The following is a 26,258-nucleotide window of genomic DNA, read 5'->3' as shown; positions in this document are numbered from 1 at the left end:
GCCCGTGCCGTCCGAACCGCCCAGCCATCTCACCGACCAGCTCCACGACTTCGTCGGCTTCGTACGCTCCCGCCTGCACGAGGAGCTGGCCGCCCCCGGCCTGCACCACTCCACCCGGCGCACCCTGCAGCGCCGACTCGCCCGGGTCGGCCAGATCGCCGCCCAGGACGACGGCACCGAACCGACCTCCCTGACCGGCCTGGCGGAGGGCGGCGTCTACCTGGTCAACCTCGCCCAGCGCTGGCGCGAGCACCCCGACTACCCCGGCGCCCACCCCGCCCGGCCGGCCGTCGCCGCGAACCGGGTCGAGGTGGTCCACGACTACGTGCGCGGCATCACCGGCGACCTCATGCACCAGGTCGGCGGCTACCCGGGCCTGCTGGAGGAGGCCCGCCGGATCCTGGCCGAGGAGTACAGCTGCCCGGACGCCGACCTGAGCATCATGCCCCTGGCCTTCGGCAGCGACGAGGACGGCTTCGTTCGCCTACGCGGCGAGATCCGCTGCACCGACGCCCGGTGCCTGGCACAGGCCGCCGCCGACCGGCACCAGGCGCTGGAGGACCTCTACCGCACGGCCCAGCAGCACCTCGCCGCCGCCGGCGACCTGCTGCACTACCCGTCCCTGGACGTCACCCCCGACGCGGACGAGCTGACCGCCCGGTGGAACACCACCGAGGACGACTTCCGCCGCCAACTGCGGAAGCTGATCGACCCGCTCGAACCGCACGCCGCACCGACCACCGACCCGAAGGCAGGATCATGAGCACACCCGCCGGCGCGGGCGGCACCCTGCACTCCTTCGGCGTCAGCAGCCCCCTCGATGAGCTGGAGGACCGCAGCTGCCTGTTCGCCCTCTACGCCCAGGCCCGCGAGCACCTGGCCGCCAGTGCGACGTGCGGCACCCGCGGCGAGATCACCTACCACTTCACCACCGACACCGTCTTCGGCACTGTCACCGACTACCGCCAACTCACCTATCTGGAAGTGGAGTTCACGATGGATCGCATCATCGTTTGGGGCCGCTGGCGGCCGGTGGCCGGCGACACGGACGGGCTGGAGGCCGCCCCGCTGGAGTGGTGGCCCAGCCACGCTGCCCTGGAGCAGCGGCTCGCACTCCGAGCCCCGCACACCTCCCGCTGCCGCGTGAATCGGGCCGACGGCACCTCTGTCGAGGACGCCCAGTTCTACGGCAGCGAGGAGTCCCGGATCTACCTGTACGAGGTGGACGGTGCCCCCGGCACCCGGCTCGCCGCCGAGCAGGAGCCGTACGCCGTGGTCGAGTTCGGGCCCTGCGGCGGCATCCGCCGAAGTGCCCTCACTCGGGCCAGGGCCGGCCGGTGAACGCCCGCCAGAGTCCGGGCGCACCCCGGAAGATCACCCTCGACCAGGCCCGCCAGCTGCTGGCCGCGATCGGCGTACCCGTCGGCAGCGACGGCCAGGAGGGCTTCGTCCCCCTCGCGCGCGGCGGCCGCTCCGGCGTCCAGCCGGTCAAGTCCGCCGAGATGATCGAGCTGACCTACCAGCTCGCCGGCGGGTACATCCTGGGCAGTCGAGACCTGGACGACTTCCCCGAGCAGCGCGAGACCTTCCGGTGGGCCGTCGACCGCGCCCCGAGCCACGGCTACCGGATCACCTGGCACGAGGGCAGCGCCCGCATGTACCTACAGCGCGCCGACACGCCCGCACCGACCGCCCCCGCGGCCGCGATACCGGCGTCCGACCGCGAACCGGTGGCGGCCGCCGACGCCGCACCGTCCCTCGAACCGGACGCCGCGCGGGAGCACGCGAACGCCCTGTTCGGCTTCGTCCGCATCCGGCTGGCAGAGGCCGCGGCCGCCACCGGGCACACCCTGCCGCCGGAGGTGATCACCGAGCTGGTCAAGGGCGCCTACGCGCTCGGCCGGATCGACGGCGCCCTCGACGACCGGGACCCGGCCGCGGCCACCGCACCGCTGAACACCCTGCACCGGATGGCCGCCAACTGGCGCGAGCACCCCGACAACCCCGACGCAGACCGGTGCCAGTGGCAGCCGGCCGCACCCGACAACGGCGGTGAGCGGTGAGCACCGAGACGTCCACGCTGGATGCCGCGGAGGGGACACTGCTGCGCTGGCTGCACGAGCAGATCACGCTGAGCTGGGCGGCCGGGTCATCCCGTCAGGACCCGCTCGCCGGGTGGGCGCACCAATCGGTGTACGAGTTGGTGCTCGCTCACGGCCGCTGGTGCACACCCGCGCCGCTGCCGGCCGGAATATGGCCGCTGGCCGAACAGGAATGCTTCGCGAACGCGGCCGACACCGAGGCCGCGCACCCCGGGCTGCTGTACACCGAGGGCTTTGCAATGGTGGAGGGCCTGCCGATGGCGCTCGCCCACGCCTGGTGCACCACCGCGGACGGCGACGTGGTCGATCCGACGTGGACCGACCTCCCCGGCGCTGCCTACCTCGGCATCCCCCTCGCCAGGACCGGCCCCCGCCCCACCCACCCGACGTACCCCAGCGTCCTGGAGCATCCCGCCTCGGCCTACCCGCTGCTGCAGTACGGCCTGGCCGTCGACCTGGTCGCCGCGCGTGGCCGCGCGCCGCTCGACCGTACGCTGCCCGAACCGTGGAGCAGCAGGTGACGAACAACAGAGAGGTACTCGAGGGCGAGGTCATGGTGACCGGGACGGACCTGGAACCCTCCAGCGCACACACTGCTGGCGCCGGCTTCGGTTTGGACGTCTCCGGGTTCCACCGCGACGTCCTGCTGCTGCCCGGGAGGCCGCTGCCGCAGGCCTTCGCCCCGCCGCAGTACACCGCGAACGACTTCACCGTCCCCCCGGAAGTCGCCGCGCTACTGGACAAGGCCAGACCGGCGCACACCCGGCGCAACCGCGACAATCAGGTGAAGCTGTTCCGGGAGTGGTGCGAGAAGAACAAGCGGATCCCGTTGCCGTGCACCACCGCGACGCTGATCGCGTACGTCGGCCACCTCATCCTGCGCAAGCTCGACCCGGAGACCATCTCGGCCTACAAGTCCGCGGTGGTCACCTGGAACGAGGAAAACACCCCCGGCAGCTCCCGGCCCGGTACCCGCGAGGTCACCGCGCTGCTCGCCGCGTATACGAAGGAGTGGAGCCGACACCACACCAACAAACAGAGCCCAGCGATCCGCGAGGTCGACCTGGAAGCGATGGTCGCGGTCTGCGACAAGGGCGGCCGCCCCGCCGACCTGCGGAACGCCTCCATCGCCACGCTCGACTACCACCTGCTCAGTCGGCGTATCGAGACCGCCCGCCTGATCGTCGCTCACACCACCCTGCACCACGACGGCATCGAGGTACGCCTGGTCGACCGCAGGACCCGCAAGAGCGGGAGCGTGTACGAGGCGTGGATCCCGGCCCGAAACGACGCCCCGCACATCTGCCCGGTACGCCGGCTGCGCGCCTGGCTGGAATACGGCCGCCTCATCCGCCAGCCCGAGGACGAGGCGCTGTATCGCGCACTCGACAAGGCTGGTCGGCTTGGCGTCCGTCTCACTCCCCAGACCCGTCCCCGGCACCTGGACGGCACCCCGAAGGAAGATCGCGAACTCACTGCCGAGGACTGGCTGGAGCTGTCGTTCCTGCGGGGGGAGACCATCAACGCCTACGTCAAGGACATGGCCCGCGCGGCCTATCGGCGGGTCGCCCACCTCACGGAGGACGAGCGCGTCGAGCTCGGCTACAACGCGCTGCTCAATGAAGAGACCGCGCAGGCGGTGACCGCCCACAGCCTGCGCACCGGCGGCGCCACCGAGCTCCATGAGTCCGGCCTGCCCAACGATGAGATAGCCGAGATGAGTGACTGGGCGAAGGGCAGCAAGGCCATGAAGCTCTATTTCCGCCGCATCCAGACGTCCGACGAGAACGTCTGGGCGGTCGCCCGCACCGTCCGTGAGAAGGCCCGGTAGAACCGACACTGAGCAGCAGGCGGCCTGGACCAGGCAGCTCGACCTCGCCCAGCAGGCCTTCACTGCGGTACGGGCCGCGGGCGGGTAGTTGGCGGCGCACCACGGTCGGGGGCGTCACGGGGGCGGCTCCTGGCAGCTACCCTCGACGACTGTGGGCAGGATTCAAATCTGTGGGCCAGATATGGGATTGCGGCTCAAGTCTTTCTTCGGTACCGTTCATGCTGTTGGGCCCACAGGGCCCTCCACTGCCATGCAGGCGTCCCAGTCAGGCACACATAAGGAAGGGCTGAGAGGAGTGTCAGTACCTGTTTTCGTCCATGAGTCCGAGACGTTGATCTCTCGGAGCAAGATCGGCCCGCGGGGAAGGGTGACCATCCCGGTTGCCATCCAAAAGGCCGTAGGAATCGGCGAAGGCGTCGAGATCGTGATCCGGGCCGAAGGGCCTGGCGTGTTCGTGATCGAGACCGTAGAGGCCGTCAAGGAGCGCATCCGCGCTGCGGCAGCACCACCGCCGCCGGGAGAGGTCTACGACGCCGTCGTTGAGGTCCGAGCCTTGCGTGATTCAGAGCGGCATAACCAGCTGGCCGCTGATGAATTGCCGTCATTGGACACAGGTGCGCCTCTATCTGGATCACCCGATCCAGAGCCGCCTGATCCTGGGCCCGACCTGCTAAGGAGACTCTTTCCTTGAACACTTCCATCCGCGTCGTTCTCGACACCTCGGCTCCTCTGGCCTTCGTCCGTCACGAGCCTGGAGCCGAGATCGTCGAGAAGCTGTTGCCCGTCTCGGTGGTCAGCCCCGTCAGCGTCGCCGAGATCGTGCTCATCACCTCGCGGCGCGGCTACTCCGGATCGGTCATCGGGGACCTGCGTGCCATGGGGCTGCAGATCGCCGAGACGACCCCGGTCGGCCTGGCTTCTCGGGCTGGCGAGCTTCTCCACCTGTCCAAGCAGGAGGAGAAGCAGCATCGTGACCGGTCCCTGTCGCTCGCGGACGCCATGATCCTGGCGCTCGCCGAGAGTATGGACCTGCCGGCCGTCACCGGCGACAAGCTGTGGCTGGAGCTTCAGCACCTGATCAAGGTGCCGGTGGAGCTCTTCCGGCCCTGATCAATCACTTCAGTGGGCCCCGCAGGCAGCGCCTGCGGGGCCCACTGCCTTCTACGCGGCGATCCTGAGCTCGATCCGGATGCGGTGGAGGAAGCCGCAGACGGCGGGTTCCGGGTGCCACGGGGTGAGCGCGGTGTTGAACTTGTGGACGTAGTAGATGAAACTGACTGATCGTCACCCAGATCCGCACCAACGCCCCCAGTACGGCAGACTCCCGCTCGCGCAGGGAGGACCGGGACGGCGCCGGCCGGCGGGTCGGCGTACGTGGTCGGAAGACCCCCGCTCGCGCGGGGACGACATCACGCGCAAGGCGGTCGAAGCGGCCTGGGCCGTCTGACCCCCGCTCGCGCGGGGAAGACGCCGGCGATTCCCTCACGGTCATGCCGCAGTGCGGCTGACCCCCGCTTGCGTGGGGAAGACTCGGCGATGGCCAGGCAGTACGCCGCGTAACACGGCTGACCCTCGCCTACGTGGGGACGACTGCCGGTGACGGTCCTCCCAACAGACCGATGTCGGCTGCCCCGCGCTCGCGCGGGGAACACCGGGAGAGAATCGAGGGCCGACGGTGGGCCGACGGCAGACCCCTGCTCGCACGGGGAACACGTGGAAGTCGAGCAGCCAGCCCCGCCTGGTGACGGCAGACCCCCGCTCCCGCGGGGAAGACCGGTGCGTGAGCTGCACCGAGTTGAGCGGCAGCGGTTGACCCCCGCTCGCGCGGGGAGGAGGGGATCGAGCTCGACCCGCGGCTACCCAACCCCGGCAGACCCCCGCTCGCGCGGGGAACACGCCACCAGCTCGGTCGCCGGAGCGTTCGGGGACGGCAGACCCCCGCTCGCGCGAGGAGGAGCCGTTGAGCAGGATCGTCCCGTTGACCAGCACCGGCTGACCCCGCTCGCGCGGGGAGGAGCAGCAGCGGCCGATGTGGGCCTGCGCGGCGGGCGGCTGACCCCCGCTCGCGCGGGGGAGGAGGGGACCGCGGCGGGCTTGGTGGAGGTGGTGGCCGGCTGACCCCCGCCTGCGCGGGGAGGACGCTTCACGATCTGCAGCGTTATGGCGGCTTTGCACTTTTCTTCGCCGCACCCGGCTGTTGAGGGAGGTCCAGATGTCAAGGAGCAGCGTGCGAGTGCATCCTGCCACGGCGGTACGACGATGCCACCGGGAGCGCGGACTCCGCAGCCGGCGCCAACTGACCCCGCCCGAGCGGGGAAGACGAACGCGCTCGCCCGCCTCGAACGACACCATGCAGCTGAGCCCGCCGGAGTGAGGCAGACGATATCCAGCCCGCGGTTCCGGCTCCAGGAAAGGGACTTGGTGTTGTCCGCAGAGTCTGGTAGTTGTTGGGCGATCCTGCTATCTCCCGCTCGGCGGGACACACAGGGTCTTCCAGTGTCCACCGAACTTCCCACAGGGGAAGTCGAGTTGTGGGGAGTTACGACGTGTCCGTCGTCGTTGTGTACGTGCCCGCCGGATTCCGGCGGAACTTCGAGATCGGCATGGACCTTCGGGTCTGGTGCTGGCGTGATGAGACCGCCGGCAGGGCTGAAACCCCGCAAGTACTCAAGTCGCTGAGGCCAGGTGACTTCGTCCTGTTCGGGCACCGCGGCCCGAACGCGCGCGTAGCGGCCGGCGGCTGGTCAGGAGCGTCAGTAAGGGAGTTCGTCGTCACCCGCGCCACCTCACCGGTGTACGACGGCGTCGACAAGGTGTGGCCCGACGACCACTACCCCAAGCGCATCGACCTGGAGATCCTCGACACCACCGGTCCCGTGAGCGGCCACCAGCTCGGCACCGACACGATGGAAGCCCTGCGCCTGTCCGCGAACAAGCAGGGCGCACCCGTTCCCATACACGACCCCGCAGCGGTGGACCGCCTCGCCGACGCACTCGCCGGCCCACAGGCCACCAGCACCACACCCAACGCCCCCCTTCCCCCAGCGACCACAGATCCGATCGACGGCGACGATCCCCAAATGCGGTTCCTCGACCTGCCCGAGGACCTGAACCGGCCGGCCATGGTGCTTCGCCGACGCGAGCAGGCGGCTCTGCGACGCCTGCTGTTCCAGAGCGCGGCGGAGGCCGCGTGCGACTTGTGCGGCAAGCAGCTCCCTGTGCGGCTGCTGCGCGCAGCGCACGTGAAACGGCACTCCGTCTGCGGCCGTGACGAGCAGTCAGATCGTGCCAACGTGATGAAGGCGTGTGTGTTGGGCTGTGACGCACTGTTCAAGGACGGGTACGTCTACGTTGCCGCCGACGGCACGATCCGCCTCGGGGCCAAGACTCTCGGATCCGTGGATCTGACGAACGCGGCCTCAGGTCTCGACGGGCGCACCTGTACCGCTCACAGCGAGGAAAGCGCGGTCTACTTCGCCTGGCACCGCGACATCGTCACCAACCCGGTCACCGCCGCTGCCGCTGTGCCGGCGGTGACCCGATGACCGCACCCCACAGCGCTCCCGCTCGCCGCGAGCAGCCGTACCTGTCGCTCAAGATCGGTGGTCTGACGGTGGTCCTGCGCGACAAGCCCAGATGGCTACGCGCCACGGCAGCAACCGGTGGGGTCGCCGCCATCATCGGAATCATCGTCCAGGCACGATACGGGATGTGAAGCCAGACTCTGATCTACGGCCGACTGGCCCTGCTGTCCATCGTGGTGCCGGCTGACCCCCGCTGACGCGGGGACGACCGGCCCAGCACGCGTTCGATCACGGGGTACCTCGGCTGACCCTCGGTCGCGTGGGGAGGACGCCAGACCGTTGTTCGCGCGGGGAGGAGTACCCGACGGCCTCCTCCTCGGTGCAGGTCGGCGGCTGACCCCGCTCGCGCGGGGAGGAGGCCGGCGAACTCCGCGTCCGCTGTTCTGGTGTCGGCAGACCCCCGCTCGCGCGGGGAACACGTCACCACCGGCACCGGCGCGACCGGCGGATCCGGCTGACCCCCGCTCGCACGGGGAACACTGGACCGCAGCCCTCAAGCAGGCCGACCCGAGCGGCAGACCCCCGCTCGCGCGGGGAGGACGTCGAGCCGTCGTCGTTGCGTCGGCTGCGGGCCGGCTGACCCCCGCTCGCGCAGGGAGAACGTACGGACTCACATGGGCATGAGTGATCACGTCGGCTGACCCCCGCTCGCGTGGGGAAGACGTAGCAGAGCGCGCTGACGTACAGCCACGCCGCGGCTGACCCCCGCTCGCGCGGGGAGGAGGCCTGTGCGACCGCCGGCCGAGCAATGGCCGACGGCTGACCCCCGCTCGCGCGGGGAACACCGCCCGACCGAAACCCGGCTCCGTTCCTGGCACGGCAGACCCCCGCTCGCGCGGGGAACACGGCGCGCCCGTGATGAACAGCATCGGCGGCGTCGGCAGACCCCCGCTCGCGCGGGGAGGACCGCTCCCACACCCCGTGCAGCCACCACGTGACCGGCTGACCCCCGCTCGCGCGGGAAGGACTCCGGGGCGGCGGCAAGTACTCACAGCGGCAGCGGCTGACCCCCGCTTGCGCGAAAAAGACGCCGCCGCGACGCCGCCCGCCGCGATCAGCACCGGCTGACCCCCGCTCGCGCGGGGACGACGTAATGCGGAACGGGTCGTCGATGCCCATCCGCGGCTGACCCCCGCTTGCGCGGGGAGGACCCTTGGCCCGTATCAAGGAGTGGACGCGAAGGCCACCGTGATCGAGCAGCGCAGCTGGCGAGACCCGGAAGGCACGATCATCGCCGAACTGGAGACGGCACTGAAGACCCTCAGCGTCTGGGAGATGCGGCACGAGATCCTCGGCCAGAGCATCGACGGCGTCACCAAGGACGACGGTGCCAACAACTGGTCTTGAACGCTCGCGCGCAGCAGGAGCCGATGCCGATGCCGATACGCAGGCCCGGCGACCCGGGGCCACCTTCTACGACGCCACCAAGATCCCCGGCCTCGGCACGCACCCCCCAACCGCCCGAGCTGAGAAGTCGGGCGCTCCTCGGTGGGAGCGCCCGACGCCCGGCGAGACACCACGGAGTTCAAGATCGGGCGCTGCCAGAGCCGGTCCGCCGGAGCCGGCCGAGGAGTCCCTTGAGCCCGCGGGCCGAGGCGTTGGACGGCAGGGGTGGTGTGAGCAGCCACGCTTCCCAGGCGACGTGGTCGGACAGTGCGTTGGAAGGGACCCCGAGGCGGCCGAGGGCACCGGGGTAGGCCCGCTCGTAGGCGGCATTGTAGGCCGCGGCGGTCCCGGGGTCGGCGAGCATCCACGGTGCCGGGCTGTGGCGGATGCTCAGGGTGGCGAGGTAGGTGCCCCGGTCGACGGCGCCGGTCAGCAGGCCGTGGTTGATCAGGCCCTGCCAGCGGTCGGCGAAGTCGATGGAGTGGGTGATCTGCAGGGGTGTGGTCAGCGCGCTCTGAGTGGCGAACAGGCGGGGCAGGCCCAGGATGCGGAACAGGTGGGTGCGGTGCGTTCCGCCGCTGTTCAGGTTGTAGACGGGCCCTTCGGGCCCGTTGATCGTGATGAGATCGACGGGGCCTTCGTTGTCGAGCAGGTGGTGGCGCAGGAACGCCGGCAGGTCGGCGGGCGGCTGGTCGAGAAGTTCGGCGGCGGCGCGCGGGATCCAGGAGGAGGAGCGGCTGTAGCCGGAGCGGTGGATGCGGCCCCAAAGGGGGTCGCCGGTGTTCACGATCGCCTCGGTGCGGACCCAGCCGCAGCTGACGGAGTTGCACCACCTCTGCTCCGACTCGTCGAGGGTCAGGGCCGGGATCTGCGGCTCTTGCGTGCGCAGGCGGGCGGCGGCCTGTTCGACCAGTTCGGGGACAGCAGCCCCGTTCCAGCGGTGGCGCAGGTCGGTAACGGCTGCGGTGACGGCTGCGAGGGCCTGCGGGTCGCGGTCGAAGGCGGCGCCGAGGTCGTTGTCGTCCGGGAAAGGAAAGGCCTGCTTGGTCCGGGCGTTGAACAGTGAGCCGTTATCGGGGACTTGGGCGATCGGCCGGTGGAACGTGCTGGCTTCGAACGGTGCGAGGACTTCGTCGACGGCTTGGGGCACGGCGGCCCAGCCCAGGACGAGAGTTCCGTCTGCTGCTTCGGCGCGTACGGTGCCGTCCGCTTCCAGGTTCACCGTCCACGGTCCGCCTTCGCGGTCGCGGGCGCCGCTGCGGCCTGGGAGCGTGGCGGCCAGGTGCAATGCCTGCGCGCGCGGGGCCCGGGTCGGGGGCGCGGAGGCGAAGGCCTCCGCGACCCGGGCCTCGAGTTCGGCTTTGTCCATGTTGAACAGGTCCATCCAGGAAGTCCTTTCGGCTGGGTGCGGCAGGCTCAGCGCCGGATCGGCTGGGCGGCAGTGGGCCCGTAGGCGGGCAGTTGTGCGGGCAGATGCGGGAGATTGCGCCACCAGATTTCGACGCCGCAGGCGCCGAGAGCGGTGCCGAGGGCTTGACGCACGACGTCCTTGACGGTTGGCCGTGCGTTCCAGGCGGTGCGGCCGGTGGCGGCGGCGAGGTGGTGGGAGCAGTTCCAGCCGAGGTCGGGGACGCCGGTGGTGTCGTCGTCGACGTCGAGGGGCGGGCAGGGGCGCAGGATGATGTCGCCTTCGCCGGGACCGACGGCAACGGGAAGTCCCAGGCGCTGGTGTACCGCCTCAGCTTCTTGGCGTCGAGCTCGACGCGACCGAACGGCTGACCCCCGCTCGCGCGGGGAAGACGGTGCCGGCCGCCTCGTCGTAGACGTCGTCGACGGCTGACCCCCGCTCGCGCGGGGAAGACCGGTGCCTCTTCCGTCACGAGTACGAGTTCGCCGGCTGACCCCCGCTCGCGCGGGGACGACAGTGACCGACCAGCCCGGATCGCAGCCGGCTCCGCTGCACGTCGGCTGACCCCCGCTCGCGCGGGGACGACGGTGGCGGGGACATAGCCGCCCCGGGGGAGCGGGGCTGACCCCCGCTCGCGCGGGGACGACGGCAGGTACTCGGTGGACTGACCGGTCAGGAGCGGCTGACCCCCGCTCGCGCGGGGACGACATCGGCGGCATCGTCACCGCGCTGAGCTGGAACGGCTGACCCCCGCTCGCGCGGGGACGACATCGGCGGCATCGTCACCGCGCTGAGCTGGAACGGCTGACCCCCGCTCGCGCGGGGACGACGAGCACCGTAGTTCGCGAGTGGAGCACGGTAGCGGCTGACCCCCGCTCGCGCGGGGACGACACCAAGAAAGGCCTCCAGGGCGTCTCCACCGGCGGCTGACCCCCGCTCGCGCGGGGACGACGGGCTGGAGGACGTCCCGCTCGCCGACGGCGGCGGCTGACCCCCGCTCGCGCGGGGACGACTGCACCTGAGGCTCAATGTCAGCCCAGGGTGCCGGCTGACCCCCGCTCGCGCGGGGACGACGAAGCGGCGGCGCACCCGAAGGTGCGCCGCCGCGGCTGACCCCCGCTCGCGCGGGGACGACGTCATCCGGGCCCGGATCGGCCGGCCCCACGACGGCTGACCCCCGCTCGCGCGGGGACGACTCCACGGCTAGCACACCCACCTCCACGTGCTGCGGCTGACCCCCGCTCGCGCGGGGACGACGCCGCTTGAGCGTCTCGGCGTTGGCGTTTCCGAGGCTGACCCCCGCTCGCGCGGGGACGACGCTTCGCGACCTGCAGCGCTATAGCGGCTTTGCACTTTCTTTGCCACGTCTGGTGGTTGAGGGAGATTCAGGTATCAAGGACCGATGGGCGGATGCATCGTGTCACGGCGGCACGACGATGCCCCACGGTGCGGAGCTCAAGGCCTGCGCCGGAGCTACTCCTCCGGATACGCGAGGACGCCGCCGCCCGCCAGGCCGCGCGCGACGAGGCAGCTCCCGATCGGGAGACTTCGTGAGCCGGTACCGCGCAAAGCCCGCGCCAGGGACAATGAGGACGGCACCAGAGGAGGCGAAGGAGACCGTGAGCGTTGCAGTTACCGAGCACCACGGACCGTGGACCGTCGAGGACGTCCTGGCCCTGCCCGAAGACCCCCGCCACCGGATCGAACTCGTCGGGGGAGCACTGCTGATGAGCCCGAGCCCCGGCGTCCCCCACCAGCGCGCCAGCCTCCGCCTGGCCATGCTCCTGAGCCTGGCCATCGACAACGCCGAAGCCCCACTCGAGGTCCTCGAAGCCGTCAACGTCATCGTGCCCGACGGCCTGCTCATCCCCGACCTCGTCATCACCGACGCCACCGCGGCCGCCGACGCCGGCACCACCCTCAACGCCGACGACATCATCGTCGCCATCGAGATCGCCTCACCCTCCACCCGGGTCGCCGACAAAAAGATGAAACCGCCGCTGTACGCCGCAGCCGGCATCCCCCACACTACTGGCGCCTCGAACTCGAACCCGCCCCACGCCTCTACCTCGGCCACCTCGAACGCGGCCACTACACCGACCGCCTTGTCCAAAGCGGCGAAACCACCCAACTCACTGACCCCTTCCCCCTCGACCTCGACCCGGCACGACTGCGCCGGTGAATCAGGCTGGCCAGAGAGTGATCTGGGCCCGGGTGCAGAACCCGGACAGCCCCCGCTCGCGCGGAGACGACGACCAGCTGCCGAACGGTCGAGTCAAGTGGCCGGCTGACCCCCCGCTTGCGCCAAGACGACACCAGCTGGTCGGCCGAGGCCGGGCGAGAGGCCGGCTGACCCCCGCCCACGCGGGGACGACCCCCGAGGGAGCAGAAGCCGGGATGGGGGCGCCGGCTGACCCCCGCTCGCACGGGACGACCGGCCCCGCCGCGGCCTCGGATCCCCGTACGGCGGCTGACCCCCGCTCGCGGATTCCACTGCGGGCATCCACCGACGGCAAGCACTCGCCAGAGGAGAGCCCTGCAAGACGTAGGCATGGGCCCGCACATGCGGGCTGGCCCCGCTCGCGCAGGAAGGAGCTCCCAGAAGCGCGCGGCCGACGCCTTCTGCACAGGCGGCATTCACTCACCGGTCGAGCTCGTGCCAGCAGGTGTACACAAGTTCGCCACTCGTTTGAGTGGCGAACGATTAGATCGGATGACCTCCGCTTGCGCGGAGAGAAGGTTCCCTGGCCCTTTGCTGCTTCGCACAGAACGGGCAGACCAACGCGTGAGCGATGACGAGAAAGGCTACCGCAGGCGCAAGGTTCTATGTGATGCAGCAATGGTTTCGCGGACCGAGACGCCAAGTTAAGGACCCCTTGGCAGGGAAAACCGCTTTAGCACGTAGGGTTGTGGAGCGACTTCGTCCAGTCCGCACAGTCCCGCAGGGACACCTGACCCGGGTGCACCGGGTGGGGCCCCGAGAGCCGCCGCTTGTTGATGCCGAGGCGGCCCTCGGGGGATGTTCACTGAAGGTGCTGGTACACCATGTCAGTGATGCACATCAGGTAGTACGCGACGGCCACCACCGGATATCCGGTGGTGGCAGCCTTTTGGACCACCTCCCACAGGTGCGTGAGCCAGTCGGTCACGGCACCCTCCTCTCCCCTGCCGCCGCGGTTTCCTATCCGGGTGTCGGCAGGCTCATCTGGTGGGCAGTTGAGCGAGGATCAACCGGAGGTTACGGCACGGGGGCCTCAACTCGAGGGTCAGAAATCATATTTTCGATCCCACTCCCGCAAAAGGGGTCGACTGTTCGAATTTGGCTCATCCGTGTTGGGGTGGAGCAACTCTGCGCGCCGGACGGGAGATTGGGCATGGAAACCGCTCTCCGGTTGAATGGTGCCGCACAGGGATCGAGCCCTTGATGGCCATCAGGAAAGTCACCCTCCCGTTAAGGCGATCACGTTGACGGCGGCATGGAAGCCCAAGTCCGAAGGGGGTGCCAGTCCCCGGGGCCGGCGGACGGTCATCGGGTCGCACCGCCGGCATCGCGGGGTCAAATGCAGCCCGCAGCGGTCTTCAATCGGCTTTGGCGGACATTGGGAGAATTTTGACTATAGCCATGCAAGTTTGATCGACTTTGACAATATGTGATCGGTTCCCATGAGTGGCTCGCGGTTTGTCAGTGGGGGCTGGTACCTCCTTCGGCATGAGCAATGCGTCCAAGGCCATCCCGTTCTGCGGTATCGACATTTTGTTGTGGGGGAAGGAAGACGGGCTGGATACGGCGTATCCGCTGATCTGCCACCTCCTCGACACCGCCGCGGTGGCCGGCGCGCTGTGGGATGCGGTGCTGGGGGCTCCGCTGCGCGTTCGTCTGGCCGAGGAGCTGGGGGTCGACGAGGCCGAGGCGCGCCGGCTGGTGATGGTGTGGGCTGGGTTGCACGACCTCGGAAAGATCACTCCGTCGTTTCAGGCACTGGTCGAGGCGGAGTTCGCGAAGTTGGCATCCGACCCTCGATACCGAGAGCCGTCGAGCCGGGAGTACGTGCGGCACGAGGCGGCGACGCACTGGGGCCTGGTGGAGCTGCTGAAGGGATGGGGCTACCCGGCCGAGGGGCGCAGGGTGCGGTCGTGGCCGGCGCACCAGGTCGCGCAGCTGCTCGGTGGTCATCACGGCTGCTTCGAGCGGGCGTTGCAGCGCAAGGAGCTGGATCGTCCGTCGGCGTACCTGCCCGGGCTGGGGACGGCCGAGCGGTGGGCGGAGCAGCGGGCGGCGCACGCGGAGGCGGTGCGGGGGATCGTCGGTGGTGGTGCGGTGCCGGGGCCGTTGTCGGGGTGGGCGGCGGTGGTGGTGCTGGGTCTGGTGGTGGTGGCGGACTGGTTGGTGAGCCAGGTCGGGGTGATCGAGGGTCGGGTTCCGGTCGAGGGGTGGGTGGCGGACGAGGGGGCGTTGCGGGCGCATTTCGATGTGGCGGTTTCCGGTGCGAAGGGGTGGGTGGCGGGGGCCGGGCTGGGGCGGGCGGTGTTCCCCGTTCGGGCGATCGAGGAGATGTTCGGCTTCGAGAGGGCGAATCCGCTGCAGCAGAGTTTGGCGGGGGAGTTGCCGGCTTTGGTGTCGGGGTCGGGCCTGGTGTTGGTGACGGCGCCGACGGGTGACGGTAAGAGCGAGGCGGCGTTGTTCGCGGCGTCGGTGCTGGCGAGGGCGTCGGGGGCTGGGGGGCTGTATTTCGCGTTGCCGACGATGGCGACGGCGGATGCGATGTTCGGGCGGGTGCGGGATTTCGCGGACAGGAATCTCGAGGGTGATCGGGGGTTGATGCCGGTGCACGGGATGGCGCGGCTCAGCCCGCTGTTCAAGCCGGCGCGGGGGGCGGGGGAGGGCGAGGAGGAGGTTCGGGAGGGCAGGGGGATCTCCTCGCGGGAGGGTACGTCGACGGAGGCCGCGCAGTGGTTGTGGGCGGGGCGGCGGGGGTTGTTGGCGCCGTTGGCGGTGGGGACGGTGGACCAGGCGCTGACGGGTGTTCTGCCGGTGCGGTACGGGTTTCTGCGGTTGTTCGGGTTGGCGAACAAGGTGGTGGTCGTCGACGAGGCGCATGCGTACGGGCCGTGGATGCACAGCCTGCTGGTGCGGTTGCTGGAGTGGCTGGGGGCGTTGGGGGCGCCGGTGGTGCTGCTGTCGGCGACGTTGACGGGGCGTTCGGCGTCGTCGTTGGTGGAGGCGTACCGGCGTGGGGCGGGCTTCGAGGACCGGGTGGTGGTCGAGCCGTGCTATCCGGGCTGGTTGTTCGTGGACGCGGCCACGGGGCTGGTGAGCGAGCCGCAGGCGGTGGACAGTGACCGGGCGCGGGAGCTGGTGGTGGAGCGGCGGCCGGTGCGGTGGGACGTGCACGAGGACGGGGCGCCGGCGGCGGGGTCGCGGCGGGCGGCGTTGGTGGAGTTGGTGGCGCCGGTGGTGGACGGCGGCGGGTGCGTGCTGGTGTGCTGCACGACCGTCGAGGAGGCGCAGCGGACGTTCTTGTTCCTGCGGGAGGTGTTTCCGGGGTTGGCGGGGCGTGCGGGGGGTTTGCGGCTGCTGCATTCGCGGTTTCCGGCGGGGGTGCGGGAGCGGGTTTCGGGGGAGTGCGAGGAGGCGTTCGGGAAGGGGAGCGGTACGGGGGTGCGGGCGGGTTCGGTGTTGGTAGCGACGCAGGTGGTGGAGCAGTCGCTGGATCTGGACTTCGACCTGGTGGTGTCGGATCTGGCGCCGTTGGCGCAGTTGTTGCAGCGGGCGGGGCGGGGGTGGCGGCACGAGCGCGGTGAGCGGCCGGGGTGGGCCGGCGGGAAGCTGCGGCTGGTGGTGCTGGAGCCGGCGGGGGACCGCGGCGGGGTGCGGGTGCCTGGGTCGTGGGGGTCGGTGTACGACGCGTCGTTGCTGGTGCGGACGAGCACGCTGCTGGCGGGGTTGGGCGGGCGGGCGGTGGCGGTGCCGGGGGGTGTGCAGGGGCTGGTCGATGCGGTGTACGAGGAGGACTTCGGGCAGCGGTTGGAGGAGTCGGCGCGGCGGGAGTTCGAGCGGTGGGACGTGCGGCGCGAGGCGGGGGAGTTGGCGGAGGCACAGCTCGCCGATCTGGTGCGGATTCCGGCGCCGGGGGATGTGGAGGGTGACTGGTCGGTGCTGACGGATGCTCCCGAGGGGGTGTCGGAGGAGTTGCTGGCGACGCGGTTGGGAGCTGAGACGGCGCGGGTGGTGTTCGTGTATGCGCGGTCGGGGGGTGGGGTGAGTCTGGATCGTGAGGGCCGGGTGCGGGTGCCGGGCTGGTCGCGGGGTCGGGGCGTCGGGCGGGCGGATGCGGTCGAGGTGCTGCGGCATTCGGTGCCGCTGCCGGCCGGTTGGGTGGCGGGGGAGTCGGAGGGCGATGGGCTCGCGGGGCCGTGGGCGAGGACGGCGCTGCTCAAGGACCTGCGGGTGGTGGTGTTGCGCGAGGACCGCGGGGGCCGGTGGATCGGCCGGGTCGGCGGTCAGGAACTGCAGCTGTCCGATGTCGGGGTGACGCGGGGCTGGAGGGTCGACGAGTCCCAGTGCCTGGCGATCCCGGTCGTCCCGGACGAGCTGCCGCGGATGGCTGCCGTGGCAGCTCCGCCTGCGGTCGAGGAGCAGCTGCAAGGTGCTGCGGCGGCGTCCCGGGACGGCGACGCAGGACCGGAAGCACAGGAAGAGCGCTCGGCATCGCGGCGGGAGCCGGTGGTCGGCGAGAAGAAGGGAAGGGGAAGGGCTGTGACGGTGTCCGATGCGCCGGCGGTGTTCAACCTGGTCGACGAGCCGTGGATCCCGGTGCGGTGGCTTGCGGGCCTGCCGCCGCTCGCGGAGGGCCGGGAGCGGCCCGGCGCGGTGGGTCTGCGGCGGCTTCTGGCGGACGCGCACGAGATCGAGGAGATCGCCGTCGGCCTGCCGCCGGCTCTCGCCGGGCTGTACCGGGTGCTGGCGGCGATCACGGCGCGGGTGACGGGCCTGGACGAGCGCGGGCCGGGGTTGTGGGGGGTCCGGCGCGAGCGGGTCCAGGACGGCGGGCGGTTCGATGCGGAGGCTGTCGGCGCGTATCTCGACCGGTACTGGCACCGGTTCGACGTGTTCGATGCGGTGCGGCCGTTCCTGCAGGACCCGCGGCTGGCGCAGCAGTGCGACGCGTCGAACACGGCGGGGGTGGACAAGCTGGTGACGACCAGGCCGTCGGGCAACAACCACGCCTGGTTCGAGCATGTGGCGGCGGGCGCGCCGGTGCTGCCGGAGACGGCCGAGGCGGTTCTGCACCTGTTGGTGTGGCACTACTTCGGGCCGTCGGGCCGGTGCTCGAGCCGGACGGTCGGCCGGGTGAAGGCCGCGGACGCGAAGGCCGGGCCGCTGCGCAGCACTCTGTCGTACCACCCGCAGGGGGCGAGCCTGTTCGAGACGCTGCTGGCGAATCTGGTGGAGCCGGGCGGGCAGGTGCGGCGGGAGGAGGACCTGTGTCCGTGGGAGCAGGCGGAGTTGAACGACCCGCTGGGGGTGCCGGCGCGGGTGCAGGGGCCGTGTTCGTCGTTGACGGGGCGTTCGCAGCATGCGCTGCTGCTGGTGCCGGACGGGGACGGGCGGCGGGTGCGGGATGCGTTCATCACGTGGGCGTGGCGGGAGAAGGTCGCGCGGGAGGGCGATCCGTTTCTGATCTGGCAGCTCTCGAAGGAGGGGAATTCCTATCCGCGGCCGGCGGATTCGGGCAGGGCGTTGTGGCGGGATGTGGACGCGCTGCTGCTGAGTGAGTTGCCGGGGGAGAGCCGGCCGCGGCGTCCGGAGGTGTTCCGGACGGCGCCGGAGGTCTCGGAGTGGCTGCGGGTGCGGGCGCTGGGGTTCGAGCAGGACGGCCAGGCGCGGGACGTCCAGTTCGTCGATGCCTCGACGCCGCCCGTGCTGGGGCTGTCGGAGCGCCGGTCGCCGGACTCCGCCGCGCTGGTGAGCAAGTTGCGGGTGGTCGGAGAGATGTACGGGCGGCGGCTGGAGTTGGCGGTGAAGAGGGCGTGGCAGCAGTTCACCGACGCCCCGAAGCTGAAGGACTGCGCGTGGGCGGTGGACGCGGGTGCGCGGTACTGGCCGGCTGCGGAGGCGGAGTTCTGGGACCGGTTCGGGAGGCGGGACTTCGAGGGCGCGGGCGTGGTGTTCCGGCGGCTGGCGGAGGAGGCGTTCGAGGCGGTGACCGCGCGGGCGGTGGTGTCGGTGCGGGGCGCACGGGCCTGTGAGGCGGCGCGGATCGAGTTGTACGGCGGCCGGCGCAAGAGCGTCCCGGCCCCGGCGGCGGGCGGCTCTGCCCGTCGGGGTGCGAGCAAGGAGGTGGCGAGGTGAGCGGAGTGGTGACGGTGGTCGAGCAGGAACCGCCAGGGACGCCGGCGGGGGGCGGCGTTCCCGCGCAGCGGGGCAGTCGCCGGCCGAGGAGGCCGGAGGCGGCATTCACGGCGTGGGTGGAGCAGCGGTGTGCGGCGGATCCGGGGGTGCGGTCGGCGCTGCGGCGCGGGGCGGGCAAGGGCCTGGACCGTGTGCCGTCGATGCACCGGTTCGTGGCGCGCTGGCTTCCGGACGGCGCCGGGGACGACGTGCAGCGGGCGTACTACACGGTGGCGGCGATGATCGCCGCGCAGCGGCGCAGCCAGTACACGGTGCCCGCGAGCACAGAGGGCGAGGCTGAGGCGGCCGGGGCTGGCGGGGCGGTCCGGGACGCCGAGGATGCGCCGCAGGATGCCGCCGGGGCGGGTCCGGACGACGGGGCGCCGGAAGCGCGACGGCTGTCGCGGCAGAGCCTGGGCCGGTCGTTCGCGCAGGCGGTGGCGTCCGGGGGGATGCGGGAGAGTTCGGCGGAGACGCGGCTGAACCTGCTGTCGCGGCAGAGCGTGGACGGCCTGCACCGGCATCTGCCCGGTGCGGTGCGGCAGTTGCGGGAGACCGGGTCGCCGGTGGACTGGGCGCAGCTGCTGGGGGATCTGGCCGGCTGGCGCCAGTACGGGGGCGAGGTGAAGCGGCGCTGGCTGCAGGACTTCTACCGCGAGCGGCACCGGTCGGGTGTGCGGGCGGCGCGGGAGGCGGACGACGCGGAAAGCGCCGGCGGCGACAAGTAGCGGATGCAGGGCCGGGCGCCGGGTGGCGTCCATTCAATTCGGGTTCATGACAGGAAGTTGAGGAGAAGAGCATGGTGGCGAAGTCGAACACGGGCGCGCGGTTCGTGGACGTGCACGTGGTGCAGAGCGTGCCGTTCGCGAACCTGAACCGGGACGATAATAATTCAGTGAAGACGGTCTCCTACGGCGGGACCGAGCGGACCCGGGTCAGCAGCCAGTCGTGGAAGCGCGCGGCCCGCACCTACTTCCAGGAGGAGATGGGGGACGCGGCGCTGCGCACGCGGCGGATCGGCGAGCGGGTCGCGCGGCTGCTGGAGGAGGAGCGGGGCTGGCCGGGGGCCCTGGCGGCGCGGGCGGGGCAGCACGTGGCGGCGGGCAGCAGCATCAAGTTCGAGGTCGACGGCGACAATGCGGCGGTGACGACGAACGCCATGGTGTACGTCCCGCAGCGCGCGGTCGCCGACCTCGCCGATCTCGCGGAGGAGTTCCGGTCCGCGTTGGAGGCGGCGAAGGACATCAAGAAGTCGAGCGACAAGAGCGTGCTGCCCAAGGACCGGATCGATGGGGTGCTGCGTTCGCGCAACGGGGTGATCAACCTGTTCGGGCGGATGCTGGCAGAGGTCGACGACGCGGGCGTGGACGGGGCGGTGCAGGTCGCGCACGCGCTGACCACGCACGGCACCGACATCGAGCTGGACTACTTCTCGGCCGTCGACGACGTGACCGACGTCTGGAACGACACCACGGGCAGCGCGCACATGGGCCACGCCGAATTCTCCGCCGGCGTCCTCTACCGCTTCGCGACGATCGACCTGCAGGAGCTCGCGGACAACCTCGGCGGCGACCTGGCCGCCGCGCGCGAGCTCGCGGCCGGCTTCGTGGAGGCCTTCGTCCTGTCGCTGCCGCAGGCGAAGAAGACCGCGACCGCGCCGCACACCATCCCCGACCTGGTGCACATCGCGGTGCGCTCGGACCGGCCGCTGTCGTTCGCCGCCGCGTTCGAGAAGCCGGTCCGCGCCGACCAGGAGGGCGGCTACTCGGCCCCCTCCCGCAACGCGCTGGCCGAGTACGCGGCGGCCGCGAACACCCTGCTCGGCAACCGCGGCATCGTCGCGGCCGGCTGGGCCGGGATCGACCCGAAGAGCCCGATGGAACTGGGCGAACACGCCGCATCGTTTCCCGCACTGATCGACGCCGCCATCGCCGCCGCCTACCCGCAGGCGGACCGGTGAGCGGTGAGGCGGGCCTGCTGCTGAGGCTGGCCGGCCCGCTGCAGTCCTGGGGCGAGCGCAGCAAGTTCAACGAACGCGACACCGCGCCCTTCCCCACCCGCTCTGGAGTGATCGGCCTGCTCGCCTGCACGCTCGGCCGCCGCCGCGGCGAGGACATCGGCGACCTGGCCCGGCTGTCGCTGACGGTGCGCGCCGACCGACCGGGGGTGCTGCTGCGCGACCTGCACACCGTCGGCGGAGGCCTGCCCGCCCGGCACACGGTGACCACCGCCGAGGGCAAGAAACGCCCCACCGCCGCCGCGACGCTGCTCTCCCACCGCTACTACCTCGCGGACGCGGCGTTCACCGCGGCACTCACCGGCCCCGCAGACATCCTCCAGGCGTGCGCCGCGGCGCTGCGCGAGCCGTTCTGGCCCCCGTACCTGGGCCGGCGCTCCTGCCCGCCCGAAGGACCGCTGCTGCTGGGCGAGTTCGACGACGTCCACCGGCACCTGGTGGAGCTGCCGCTGGCCCGCCCTCGCAGGGGAACAGCCAGCACGGTGCCAGTGGTCTTCCACAGCGACCGGCCCCTCACCCACCTCGCACCGACGACCGCGGGCACCGACAACGGCAGCGAGCCGACCGGCCAGGTCAACGACCAGCCGCTGAACTTCCACCCCCAGCGCCGCGCCTACCACAGCCGCTCCCGCTACCAGCGAACCGTGCACCTGCCCGCCGACCGCTGCCACGGCCTGGGCGCCGACTACCTCAAGGCCCTCGCCACCTACCTCGCCCCCCGCCCGCCCCGTCCCGAAAGCTCGCCGGCATGACCCTGTGGCTGACCCGCATCATCCCCGACCAGCGAAACCGCGATGTCCACCGCGACGGCGACGACGCCGTCAACCTCCACCACAGGATCATGTCCCTGTTCCCCAACGACATCCCCAGCACCGAACCGCGCCGCCTCCTCGGCATCCTCTTCCGCACCGAGACCGGCCGCGACGGTGACCGGATCCTGCTGCAGAGCAACCGCGAACCCGACCTGACCCGACTCACCGCCGGCTACGGCACCGCAGCCGCCAAACCCCTCACCCCGCTCCTCGACGCCCTGCGCAAAGGCCTGCCCGTGCGCTACCGCATCGCCGCCAACGCCGTCCGCAAACCCGGCGCCACCACCCGCGCCCTCTACGACCTCCCCGAGGTCGTCCCCCTCAACGGCCCGCATGCCGACGACTGGTGGACCCGCCAGGCCGAAGCCTCCGGCCTCGCCCTCACCACCCTGCACTCGACCCCCCTGGACACCGCCGTCGGCAACCGCCGCCAGAACAACCAGCGCGTCCAGCACGCCCGCACCCTCTTCGAAGGCACCGCCCACATCACCGACCCCGACCTCCTGCGCACCCGCATCCGCGACGGCATCGGCCGCGGCAAGGCCTACGGCTGCGGCATGCTCAGCATCGCCCCCCGCAGGGAAGCCCCATGACACCCCCACGCCCACGCGCCGGCACACCGGCCGGCGCCCGGCGCAAACTCGCCGCACCCACCGTGGCGATGCTGCCCCGCATCGCCGACTCCCTCTCCTTCCTCTACCTCGACCTCGTTCGAATCGTCCAGGACGACACCGGCGTCTGCGCCGAAATCAACACCGCCCAGCGCGGCACCGAGACCATCTACCTCCCCACCGCCGCCCTCAGCTGCGTCCTGCTCGGCCCCGGCACCTCCATCACCGCCCGCGCACTGGCCACCTTCGCCCGACACGGCACCACCGTCGTCGTCGCCGGATCCGGCGGCGTCCGCTGCTACGCCGCGAGCATCCCGGAATCCCTCAGCACCACCTGGCTCGAACACCAGGCCCGCGCCTGGGCCGACAACCGCCGCCGCCTCGACATCGCCACCGCCATGTACCGCCAACGCTTCGGCGACACAGACATGCCCACCGACCTCAACCTCGACAAACTCCGAGGCATGGAAGGCCAACGCATCAAGGCCCACTACCGGCTCCTCGCCCAGCAACACCGCATCGGACGCTTCCGCCGCAACTACGACCCCGACTCCTGGGACACCCAGGACCCCGTCAACCTCGCCCTCTCCGCAGCCAACACCTGCCTCTACGGCATCGTCCACGCCGCCATCCTCGCCCTCGGCTGCTCACCCGCCCTCGGCTTCGTCCACAGCGGCAACCAGCAGGCCTTCGTCTACGACATCGCCGACCTCTACAAGGCCGAACTGACCATCCCGCTCGCGTTCTCCCTCCATTCCTCCCCCGAACCGGAATCGGAAGCCCGCCGAAGCTTCCGGGACGGCCTACGCCTGTTCAAGCTCCTCCCCCGCATCGTCACTGACGTCCAACGCCTGCTCGCACCCGGCACCGACATCGCCGCCCCCGACCTCGACGAGCAACTCGTCGACCTGTGGGACCCGGTCGTCGGAACAGTCGCCGGCGGCGTCAACTACGGGTCCGGGGAAGCCTCGTGAACAGCCCGCCCCGAACCACCCCCGCACACAAGGACCGGCCATGGCATCCCTGACCGTGCTCTCCGTGACCGCCGTCCCGGACCACGTCCGAGGCGCCCTGACCAGATGGCTGATCGAGGTCACCCCTCACCTCTACGTCGGCACCGTCTCCGCCAAGGTCCGCGAAGAACTCTGGTCGGCCGTCGCCGGCTGCGTCGCCGACGGCGTAGCCGTCCTCGTCCACCCGACCCAGAACGAACAAGGATTCGACCTCCGCACCGTCGGTGCCCAACGCCGCAACCCGGTCGACTTCGACGGGCTGCTCCTGGTGGCCCAGGCCCGATCACCTGAACCAAATGGTCAAGAAACGGCAAAGCCCTAGAGAAGAGCCAGGTCACAAAGGGTCCTCCCCGCGCGAGCGGGGGTCTGCCGACCGGCGGCCAGCGGGACGGACGGACGGACGGGTCCTCCCCGCGCGAGCGGGGGTCTGCCGCCGGCGACCCTCGGCGGCGAGCTGGTCGAGCTGTCCTCCCCGCGCGAGCGGGGGTCTGCCCGGCCCTTACGGCACAGGTCGTCCATCTGCGTCGTCCTCCCCGCGCGAGCGGGGGTCTGCCGCGGAGGTCGCCGGGCTGCTCCTGCCCCTTGGGGTCCTCCCCGCGCGAGCGGGGGTCTGCCGGACCTCACCGACATCAAGGCGAAGCTGTCGGAGTCCTCCCCGCGCGAGCGGGGGTCTGCCGGCGAACACGATCGACGGCTCGTCCACCAGCACGTCCTCCCCGCGCGAGCGGGGGTCTGCCGCCGTCCGACCAAGGCGGGCAGGAGACTGCCACGTCCTCCCCGCGCGAGCGGGGGTCTGCCGACGATCACCGGCGGCGTCATCAACGGCACCCTGTCCTCCCCGCGCGAGCGGGGGTCTGCCGGTGGGGTCGGTGGCGGCCCGCTCCCGGGCGGCGTCCTCCCCGCGCGAGCGGGGGTCTGCCGCGCTCGACGCGCTTGGGGCGCTTGATGTTGAAGTCCTCCCCGCGCGAGCGGGGGTCTGCCGCGGCTGGGGATTGAGGCGCGGGACCTGTCCGGGTCCTCCCCGCGCGAGCGGGGGTCTGCCGGAGCTGATCGCATACCGGTACCTCCAGCGCCGGTCCTCCCCGCGCGAGCGGGGGTCTGCCGCGAGCACCGGTCGGCGCGGCCTCCGGCGGGTGGTCCTCCCCGCGCGAGCGGGGGTCTGCCGCGCCAACAGCGGGCGGCCGCCGAGGAGTCCGAGTCCTCCCCGCGCGAGCGGGGGTCTGCCGCAGCGCCGAGGACTGGACCTGGTCATCGTCGAGTCCTCCCCGCGCGAGCGGGGGTCTGCCGCCGCCGACGTGGCCTGAGAGGCAGAAACCTGAGTCCTCCCCGCGCGAGCGGGGGTCTGCCGGTGTGCACCTTCTCGGCGAAGTCCAGGCCATGGTCCTCCCCGCGCGAGCGGGGGTCTGCCGATGGCCCAGTTCGTGACGCTCAAGGAGCGCAAGTCCTCCCCGCGCGAGCGGGGGTCAGCCGGCGTGGAGCCGGCCTATCAAGGCCCGGATGACGTCCTCCCCGCGCGAGCGGGGGTCTGCCGATGGCCCAGTTCGTGACGCTCAAGGAGCGCAAGTCCTCCCCGCGCGAGCGGGGGTCTGCCGTCGAACCGCCCGCCCGCCCCACCAGGGCCGGGGTCCTCCCCGCGCGAGCGGGGGTCTGCCGTCGGAGGGGAAGCGCTGGCCAATGTCGCAGATGTCCTCCCCGCGCGAGCGGGGGTCTGCCGCGAGAGGGCAAGGTGAGGCTCGACTGATGGCCGTCCTCCCCGCGCGAGCGGGGGTCTGCCGTTGGTCTGGGAGGCTGCCGACCAGACGACCAAGTCCTCCCCGCGCGAGCGGGGGTCTGCCGTTCCCGAGGTGGCCGATTCGCCAGAGCGTGCCGTCCTCCCCGCGCGAGCGGGGGTCTGCCCCGGGGCCGAGCCGTCGGGCGGCCATGCGGGGCTGGGCGCGGTCGAGGAGGTGCTCGACCGCCCGGTGCGGGGCGGACAGTGGTCGATCGTCCGCTTCGCGCTGCGGGCGCTGCGGCAGTTCGGGCCGGCGGCGTCTGCCCGGTAGGCGATTCGTGCGCTGGCCGAGCTCGGCGGGGGCGGGGGACGCCGAGACAGCGCTCGCCGCGGTCACCGCGCTCTGGGGGTCGGTGCCGACCCGGACGAGGTCCTGCCGCTGCTGCCCGGGCTGGACGGCGAGGGCGGGCCGTTCAGGGCCGGCGACATCGACGACGTCGCGGGCCTGCTCGGCGCGATCGGCGCCGGGCGCAGTCAGGTCAGGGCGTGCACCGCGCCTTCGTGGTTGTCCAGGTGCGGGTCTCCTCGCCGGTGCGAAGGCGGGTCTCCGAGGTCGGCGGAGAGCAGTGCGGCGACGTGCCGCGGCGTGGGTTGGTTGCGGTGGTCCGCGGCCAGGAGTCTGTGGTCGTGGTGGTGCCGGGTGTGGCCGTCACCGAAGTCCTCCGGCCCTTTGCCGGGGCCTCGCCGGTCGGGGGGTCTCCGAGCGACTGTTCATCGGTGAGGCGGTGGTGGATGCCTGCGTGGTGTGCTTCTGCGGCAGGTTCGGTGTCGGTTTTCGTGCCTCTGCCGTCGTGGCCGGCTTGGCGTCGGGGTTGATTCAGGTTGTGGAGCGCTGAGTTGATGCTTGGTCACTTGTTGTCGATCTCTTGACCGGGAATTGGTAGGGTACTGACCGAGTCGTTACGGGGGAGATCGGACTGGCGACTCGCAGTGATACTCATGGGGGGAACATGGGGGAATCAACGGCCGGTGCCCGGACTGGGGCCACCGGGTCCGGCGGCGTGCGCACACCGGATCTTCCGTCGGGCGTACTCAGGGTGTCCCCGGGCGAGATGCGCTCGTGGGCCGCGTCCGTCCGGGAGATCGGGACGTCCTTCCGCGCGGCGGGTTCGACCGTCGACGGGGAGACCACCGACGCGTACGTGGCGCTGTCGGGCTGGCTCAGCGGCCCGGCTCTGCGGGAGCGTTCGATCCGGTGGGACGACCAGGAGAGCACCCTCGGCAACCTGCTCGCCGACGTCGCCGACAGGCTGGAGCGCACCGCCGACAACTACAGCGCCGCCGAGACTGCCGCGCAGAACCATGTCGCCGCCGTGCGTGGGGGGTGGTGA

The 26,258-nt window shown here is 71.3% G+C and carries 21 protein-coding genes and 2 CRISPR repeat arrays; of the genes, 19 read left to right on the top strand and 2 right to left on the bottom strand.

What is annotated here, in order from left to right:
• The first annotated feature begins 4 nt into the window (after positions 1-4).
• The 10 genes from ACI1MP_RS37520 to ACI1MP_RS37475 all read left to right on the top strand — a co-directional run bounded on the left by ACI1MP_RS37520 (position 5) and on the right by ACI1MP_RS37475 (position 8,864).
• Positions 5-763, top strand: coding sequence for a hypothetical protein (locus ACI1MP_RS37520; protein WP_404870954.1), 759 nt, complete (start codon positions 5-7; stop codon positions 761-763).
• On the top strand, positions 760-1,341 hold the full coding sequence (locus ACI1MP_RS37515; RefSeq protein ID WP_404870953.1) for a hypothetical protein: 582 nt from the start codon (positions 760-762) through the stop codon (positions 1,339-1,341). The genes ACI1MP_RS37520 and ACI1MP_RS37515 overlap by 4 nt, the downstream gene beginning before the upstream one ends.
• The gene (locus tag ACI1MP_RS37510; protein ID WP_404870952.1) at positions 1,338-2,063 is read left to right on the top strand and encodes a hypothetical protein; all 726 of its coding nucleotides are present in this window, start codon (positions 1,338-1,340) and stop codon (positions 2,061-2,063) included. The genes ACI1MP_RS37515 and ACI1MP_RS37510 overlap by 4 nt, the downstream gene beginning before the upstream one ends.
• Positions 2,060-2,623 (top strand): hypothetical protein, encoded by a 564-nt coding sequence (locus ACI1MP_RS37505; protein WP_404870951.1) that lies wholly within the window; start codon positions 2,060-2,062, stop codon positions 2,621-2,623. The genes ACI1MP_RS37510 and ACI1MP_RS37505 overlap by 4 nt, the downstream gene beginning before the upstream one ends.
• Positions 2,608-3,933, top strand: a complete 1,326-nt coding sequence (locus ACI1MP_RS37500; protein ID WP_404870950.1) for a hypothetical protein — start codon at positions 2,608-2,610, stop codon at positions 3,931-3,933. The genes ACI1MP_RS37505 and ACI1MP_RS37500 overlap by 16 nt, the downstream gene beginning before the upstream one ends.
• Positions 3,934-4,300: 367 nt before the next feature.
• The gene (locus tag ACI1MP_RS37495) at positions 4,301-4,624 is read left to right on the top strand and encodes a hypothetical protein (RefSeq protein ID WP_404870949.1); all 324 of its coding nucleotides are present in this window, start codon (positions 4,301-4,303) and stop codon (positions 4,622-4,624) included.
• Positions 4,621-5,043 (top strand): PIN domain-containing protein, encoded by a 423-nt coding sequence (locus tag ACI1MP_RS37490; RefSeq protein ID WP_404870948.1) that lies wholly within the window; start codon positions 4,621-4,623, stop codon positions 5,041-5,043. The genes ACI1MP_RS37495 and ACI1MP_RS37490 overlap by 4 nt, the downstream gene beginning before the upstream one ends.
• 1,436 nt (positions 5,044-6,479) lie before the next feature.
• A complete protein-coding gene (locus tag ACI1MP_RS37485; RefSeq protein ID WP_404870947.1) occupies positions 6,480-7,478 on the top strand; it encodes a hypothetical protein in 999 nt (332 codons plus the stop codon).
• A complete protein-coding gene (locus tag ACI1MP_RS37480) occupies positions 7,475-7,648 on the top strand; it encodes a hypothetical protein (protein WP_388001610.1) in 174 nt (57 codons plus the stop codon). The genes ACI1MP_RS37485 and ACI1MP_RS37480 overlap by 4 nt, the downstream gene beginning before the upstream one ends.
• A gap of 1,039 nt (positions 7,649-8,687) precedes the next feature.
• Complete coding sequence (locus tag ACI1MP_RS37475) at positions 8,688-8,864, top strand: hypothetical protein (RefSeq protein ID WP_404870946.1); 177 nt, start codon at positions 8,688-8,690, stop codon at positions 8,862-8,864.
• A gap of 178 nt (positions 8,865-9,042) precedes the next feature.
• On the opposite strand, the gene ACI1MP_RS37470 is transcribed toward ACI1MP_RS37475, so the two are convergent.
• Positions 9,043-10,287, bottom strand: a complete 1,245-nt coding sequence (locus ACI1MP_RS37470; RefSeq protein WP_404870945.1) for a hypothetical protein — start codon at positions 10,285-10,287, stop codon at positions 9,043-9,045.
• 388 nt (positions 10,288-10,675) lie between these two features.
• A CRISPR array of direct repeats spans positions 10,676-11,629; the repeat unit is 29 nt; unit sequence CGGCTGACCCCCGCTCGCGCGGGGACGAC.
• A 301-nt stretch (positions 11,630-11,930) separates the two neighbouring features.
• Here ACI1MP_RS37470 and ACI1MP_RS37465 point away from each other — a divergent pair.
• Positions 11,931-12,602: a Uma2 family endonuclease gene (locus ACI1MP_RS37465; protein WP_404870944.1), complete on the top strand. Its 672-nt coding sequence runs from the start codon at positions 11,931-11,933 to the stop codon at positions 12,600-12,602.
• Between the two features lie 732 nt (positions 12,603-13,334).
• Here the strand turns inward: ACI1MP_RS37465 and ACI1MP_RS37460 are convergent.
• Positions 13,335-13,460: a hypothetical protein gene (locus tag ACI1MP_RS37460; protein WP_404870943.1), complete on the bottom strand. Its 126-nt coding sequence runs from the start codon at positions 13,458-13,460 to the stop codon at positions 13,335-13,337.
• Positions 13,461-14,020: 560 nt separating this feature from the next.
• Between ACI1MP_RS37460 and casA the strand changes: the two genes are divergently transcribed.
• From casA to ACI1MP_RS37420, 8 genes are all read left to right on the top strand, one after another.
• Positions 14,021-18,664 carry a type I-E CRISPR-associated protein Cse1/CasA gene (casA, locus tag ACI1MP_RS37455; protein WP_404870942.1) on the top strand — a complete coding sequence of 1,548 codons (4,644 nt, stop codon included), beginning with the start codon at positions 14,021-14,023 and terminating at the stop codon, positions 18,662-18,664.
• Positions 18,661-19,431, top strand: coding sequence for a type I-E CRISPR-associated protein Cse2/CasB (casB, locus tag ACI1MP_RS37450; protein WP_404870941.1), 771 nt, complete (start codon positions 18,661-18,663; stop codon positions 19,429-19,431). The genes casA and casB overlap by 4 nt, the downstream gene beginning before the upstream one ends.
• Before the next feature lie 71 nt (positions 19,432-19,502).
• Entirely contained in the window at positions 19,503-20,663 is a 1,161-nt protein-coding gene (gene cas7e / locus ACI1MP_RS37445) for a type I-E CRISPR-associated protein Cas7/Cse4/CasC (protein WP_404870940.1), read from the top strand.
• Complete coding sequence (cas5e, locus tag ACI1MP_RS37440; RefSeq protein ID WP_404870939.1) at positions 20,660-21,472, top strand: type I-E CRISPR-associated protein Cas5/CasD; 813 nt, start codon at positions 20,660-20,662, stop codon at positions 21,470-21,472. The genes cas7e and cas5e overlap by 4 nt, the downstream gene beginning before the upstream one ends.
• Complete coding sequence (cas6e, locus tag ACI1MP_RS37435; protein WP_404870938.1) at positions 21,469-22,125, top strand: type I-E CRISPR-associated protein Cas6/Cse3/CasE; 657 nt, start codon at positions 21,469-21,471, stop codon at positions 22,123-22,125. Before cas5e ends, cas6e begins: the two co-directional genes overlap by 4 nt.
• Positions 22,122-23,117, top strand: coding sequence for a type I-E CRISPR-associated endonuclease Cas1e (cas1e, locus tag ACI1MP_RS37430; protein WP_404870937.1), 996 nt, complete (start codon positions 22,122-22,124; stop codon positions 23,115-23,117). The genes cas6e and cas1e overlap by 4 nt, the downstream gene beginning before the upstream one ends.
• Positions 23,118-23,157: 40 nt before the next feature.
• Positions 23,158-23,478 (top strand): type I-E CRISPR-associated endoribonuclease Cas2e, encoded by a 321-nt coding sequence (gene cas2e / locus ACI1MP_RS37425; protein WP_404870936.1) that lies wholly within the window; start codon positions 23,158-23,160, stop codon positions 23,476-23,478.
• A 21-nt stretch (positions 23,479-23,499) separates the two neighbouring features.
• A CRISPR array of direct repeats spans positions 23,500-25,053; the repeat unit is 29 nt; unit sequence GTCCTCCCCGCGCGAGCGGGGGTCTGCCG.
• A 926-nt stretch (positions 25,054-25,979) separates the two neighbouring features.
• Positions 25,980-26,258 (top strand): hypothetical protein, encoded by a 279-nt coding sequence (locus ACI1MP_RS37420; protein ID WP_404870935.1) that lies wholly within the window; start codon positions 25,980-25,982, stop codon positions 26,256-26,258.

This window comes from Kitasatospora griseola (assembly GCF_044999035.1).
Taxonomy (GTDB): Bacteria; Actinomycetota; Actinomycetes; order Streptomycetales; family Streptomycetaceae; genus Kitasatospora; species Kitasatospora griseola.
The sequence above is the reverse complement of the archived record's forward strand: the minus strand, read 5'-3'. Positions and strand labels throughout refer to the sequence as shown.

What these genes read in the sequence shown, in the direction of transcription:
- casA (WP_404870942.1), top strand. Translation starts at nt 14,021, where the DNA reads ATGAGCAATGCGTCCAAGGCCATCCCGTTCTGCGGTATCGACATTTTG.
- ACI1MP_RS37515 (WP_404870953.1), top strand. Translation starts at nt 760, where the DNA reads ATGAGCACACCCGCCGGCGCGGGCGGCACCCTGCACTCCTTCGGCGTC.
- ACI1MP_RS37480 (WP_388001610.1), top strand. Translation starts at nt 7,475, where the DNA reads ATGACCGCACCCCACAGCGCTCCCGCTCGCCGCGAGCAGCCGTACCTG.
- cas2e (WP_404870936.1), top strand. Translation starts at nt 23,158, where the DNA reads ATGGCATCCCTGACCGTGCTCTCCGTGACCGCCGTCCCGGACCACGTC.
- ACI1MP_RS37470 (WP_404870945.1), bottom strand. Translation starts at nt 10,287, where the DNA reads ATGGACCTGTTCAACATGGACAAAGCCGAACTCGAGGCCCGGGTCGCG.
- cas6e (WP_404870938.1), top strand. Translation starts at nt 21,469, where the DNA reads ATGACCCTGTGGCTGACCCGCATCATCCCCGACCAGCGAAACCGCGAT.
- cas1e (WP_404870937.1), top strand. Translation starts at nt 22,122, where the DNA reads ATGACACCCCCACGCCCACGCGCCGGCACACCGGCCGGCGCCCGGCGC.
- cas7e (WP_404870940.1), top strand. Translation starts at nt 19,503, where the DNA reads ATGGTGGCGAAGTCGAACACGGGCGCGCGGTTCGTGGACGTGCACGTG.
- ACI1MP_RS37420 (WP_404870935.1), top strand. Translation starts at nt 25,980, where the DNA reads ATGCGCTCGTGGGCCGCGTCCGTCCGGGAGATCGGGACGTCCTTCCGC.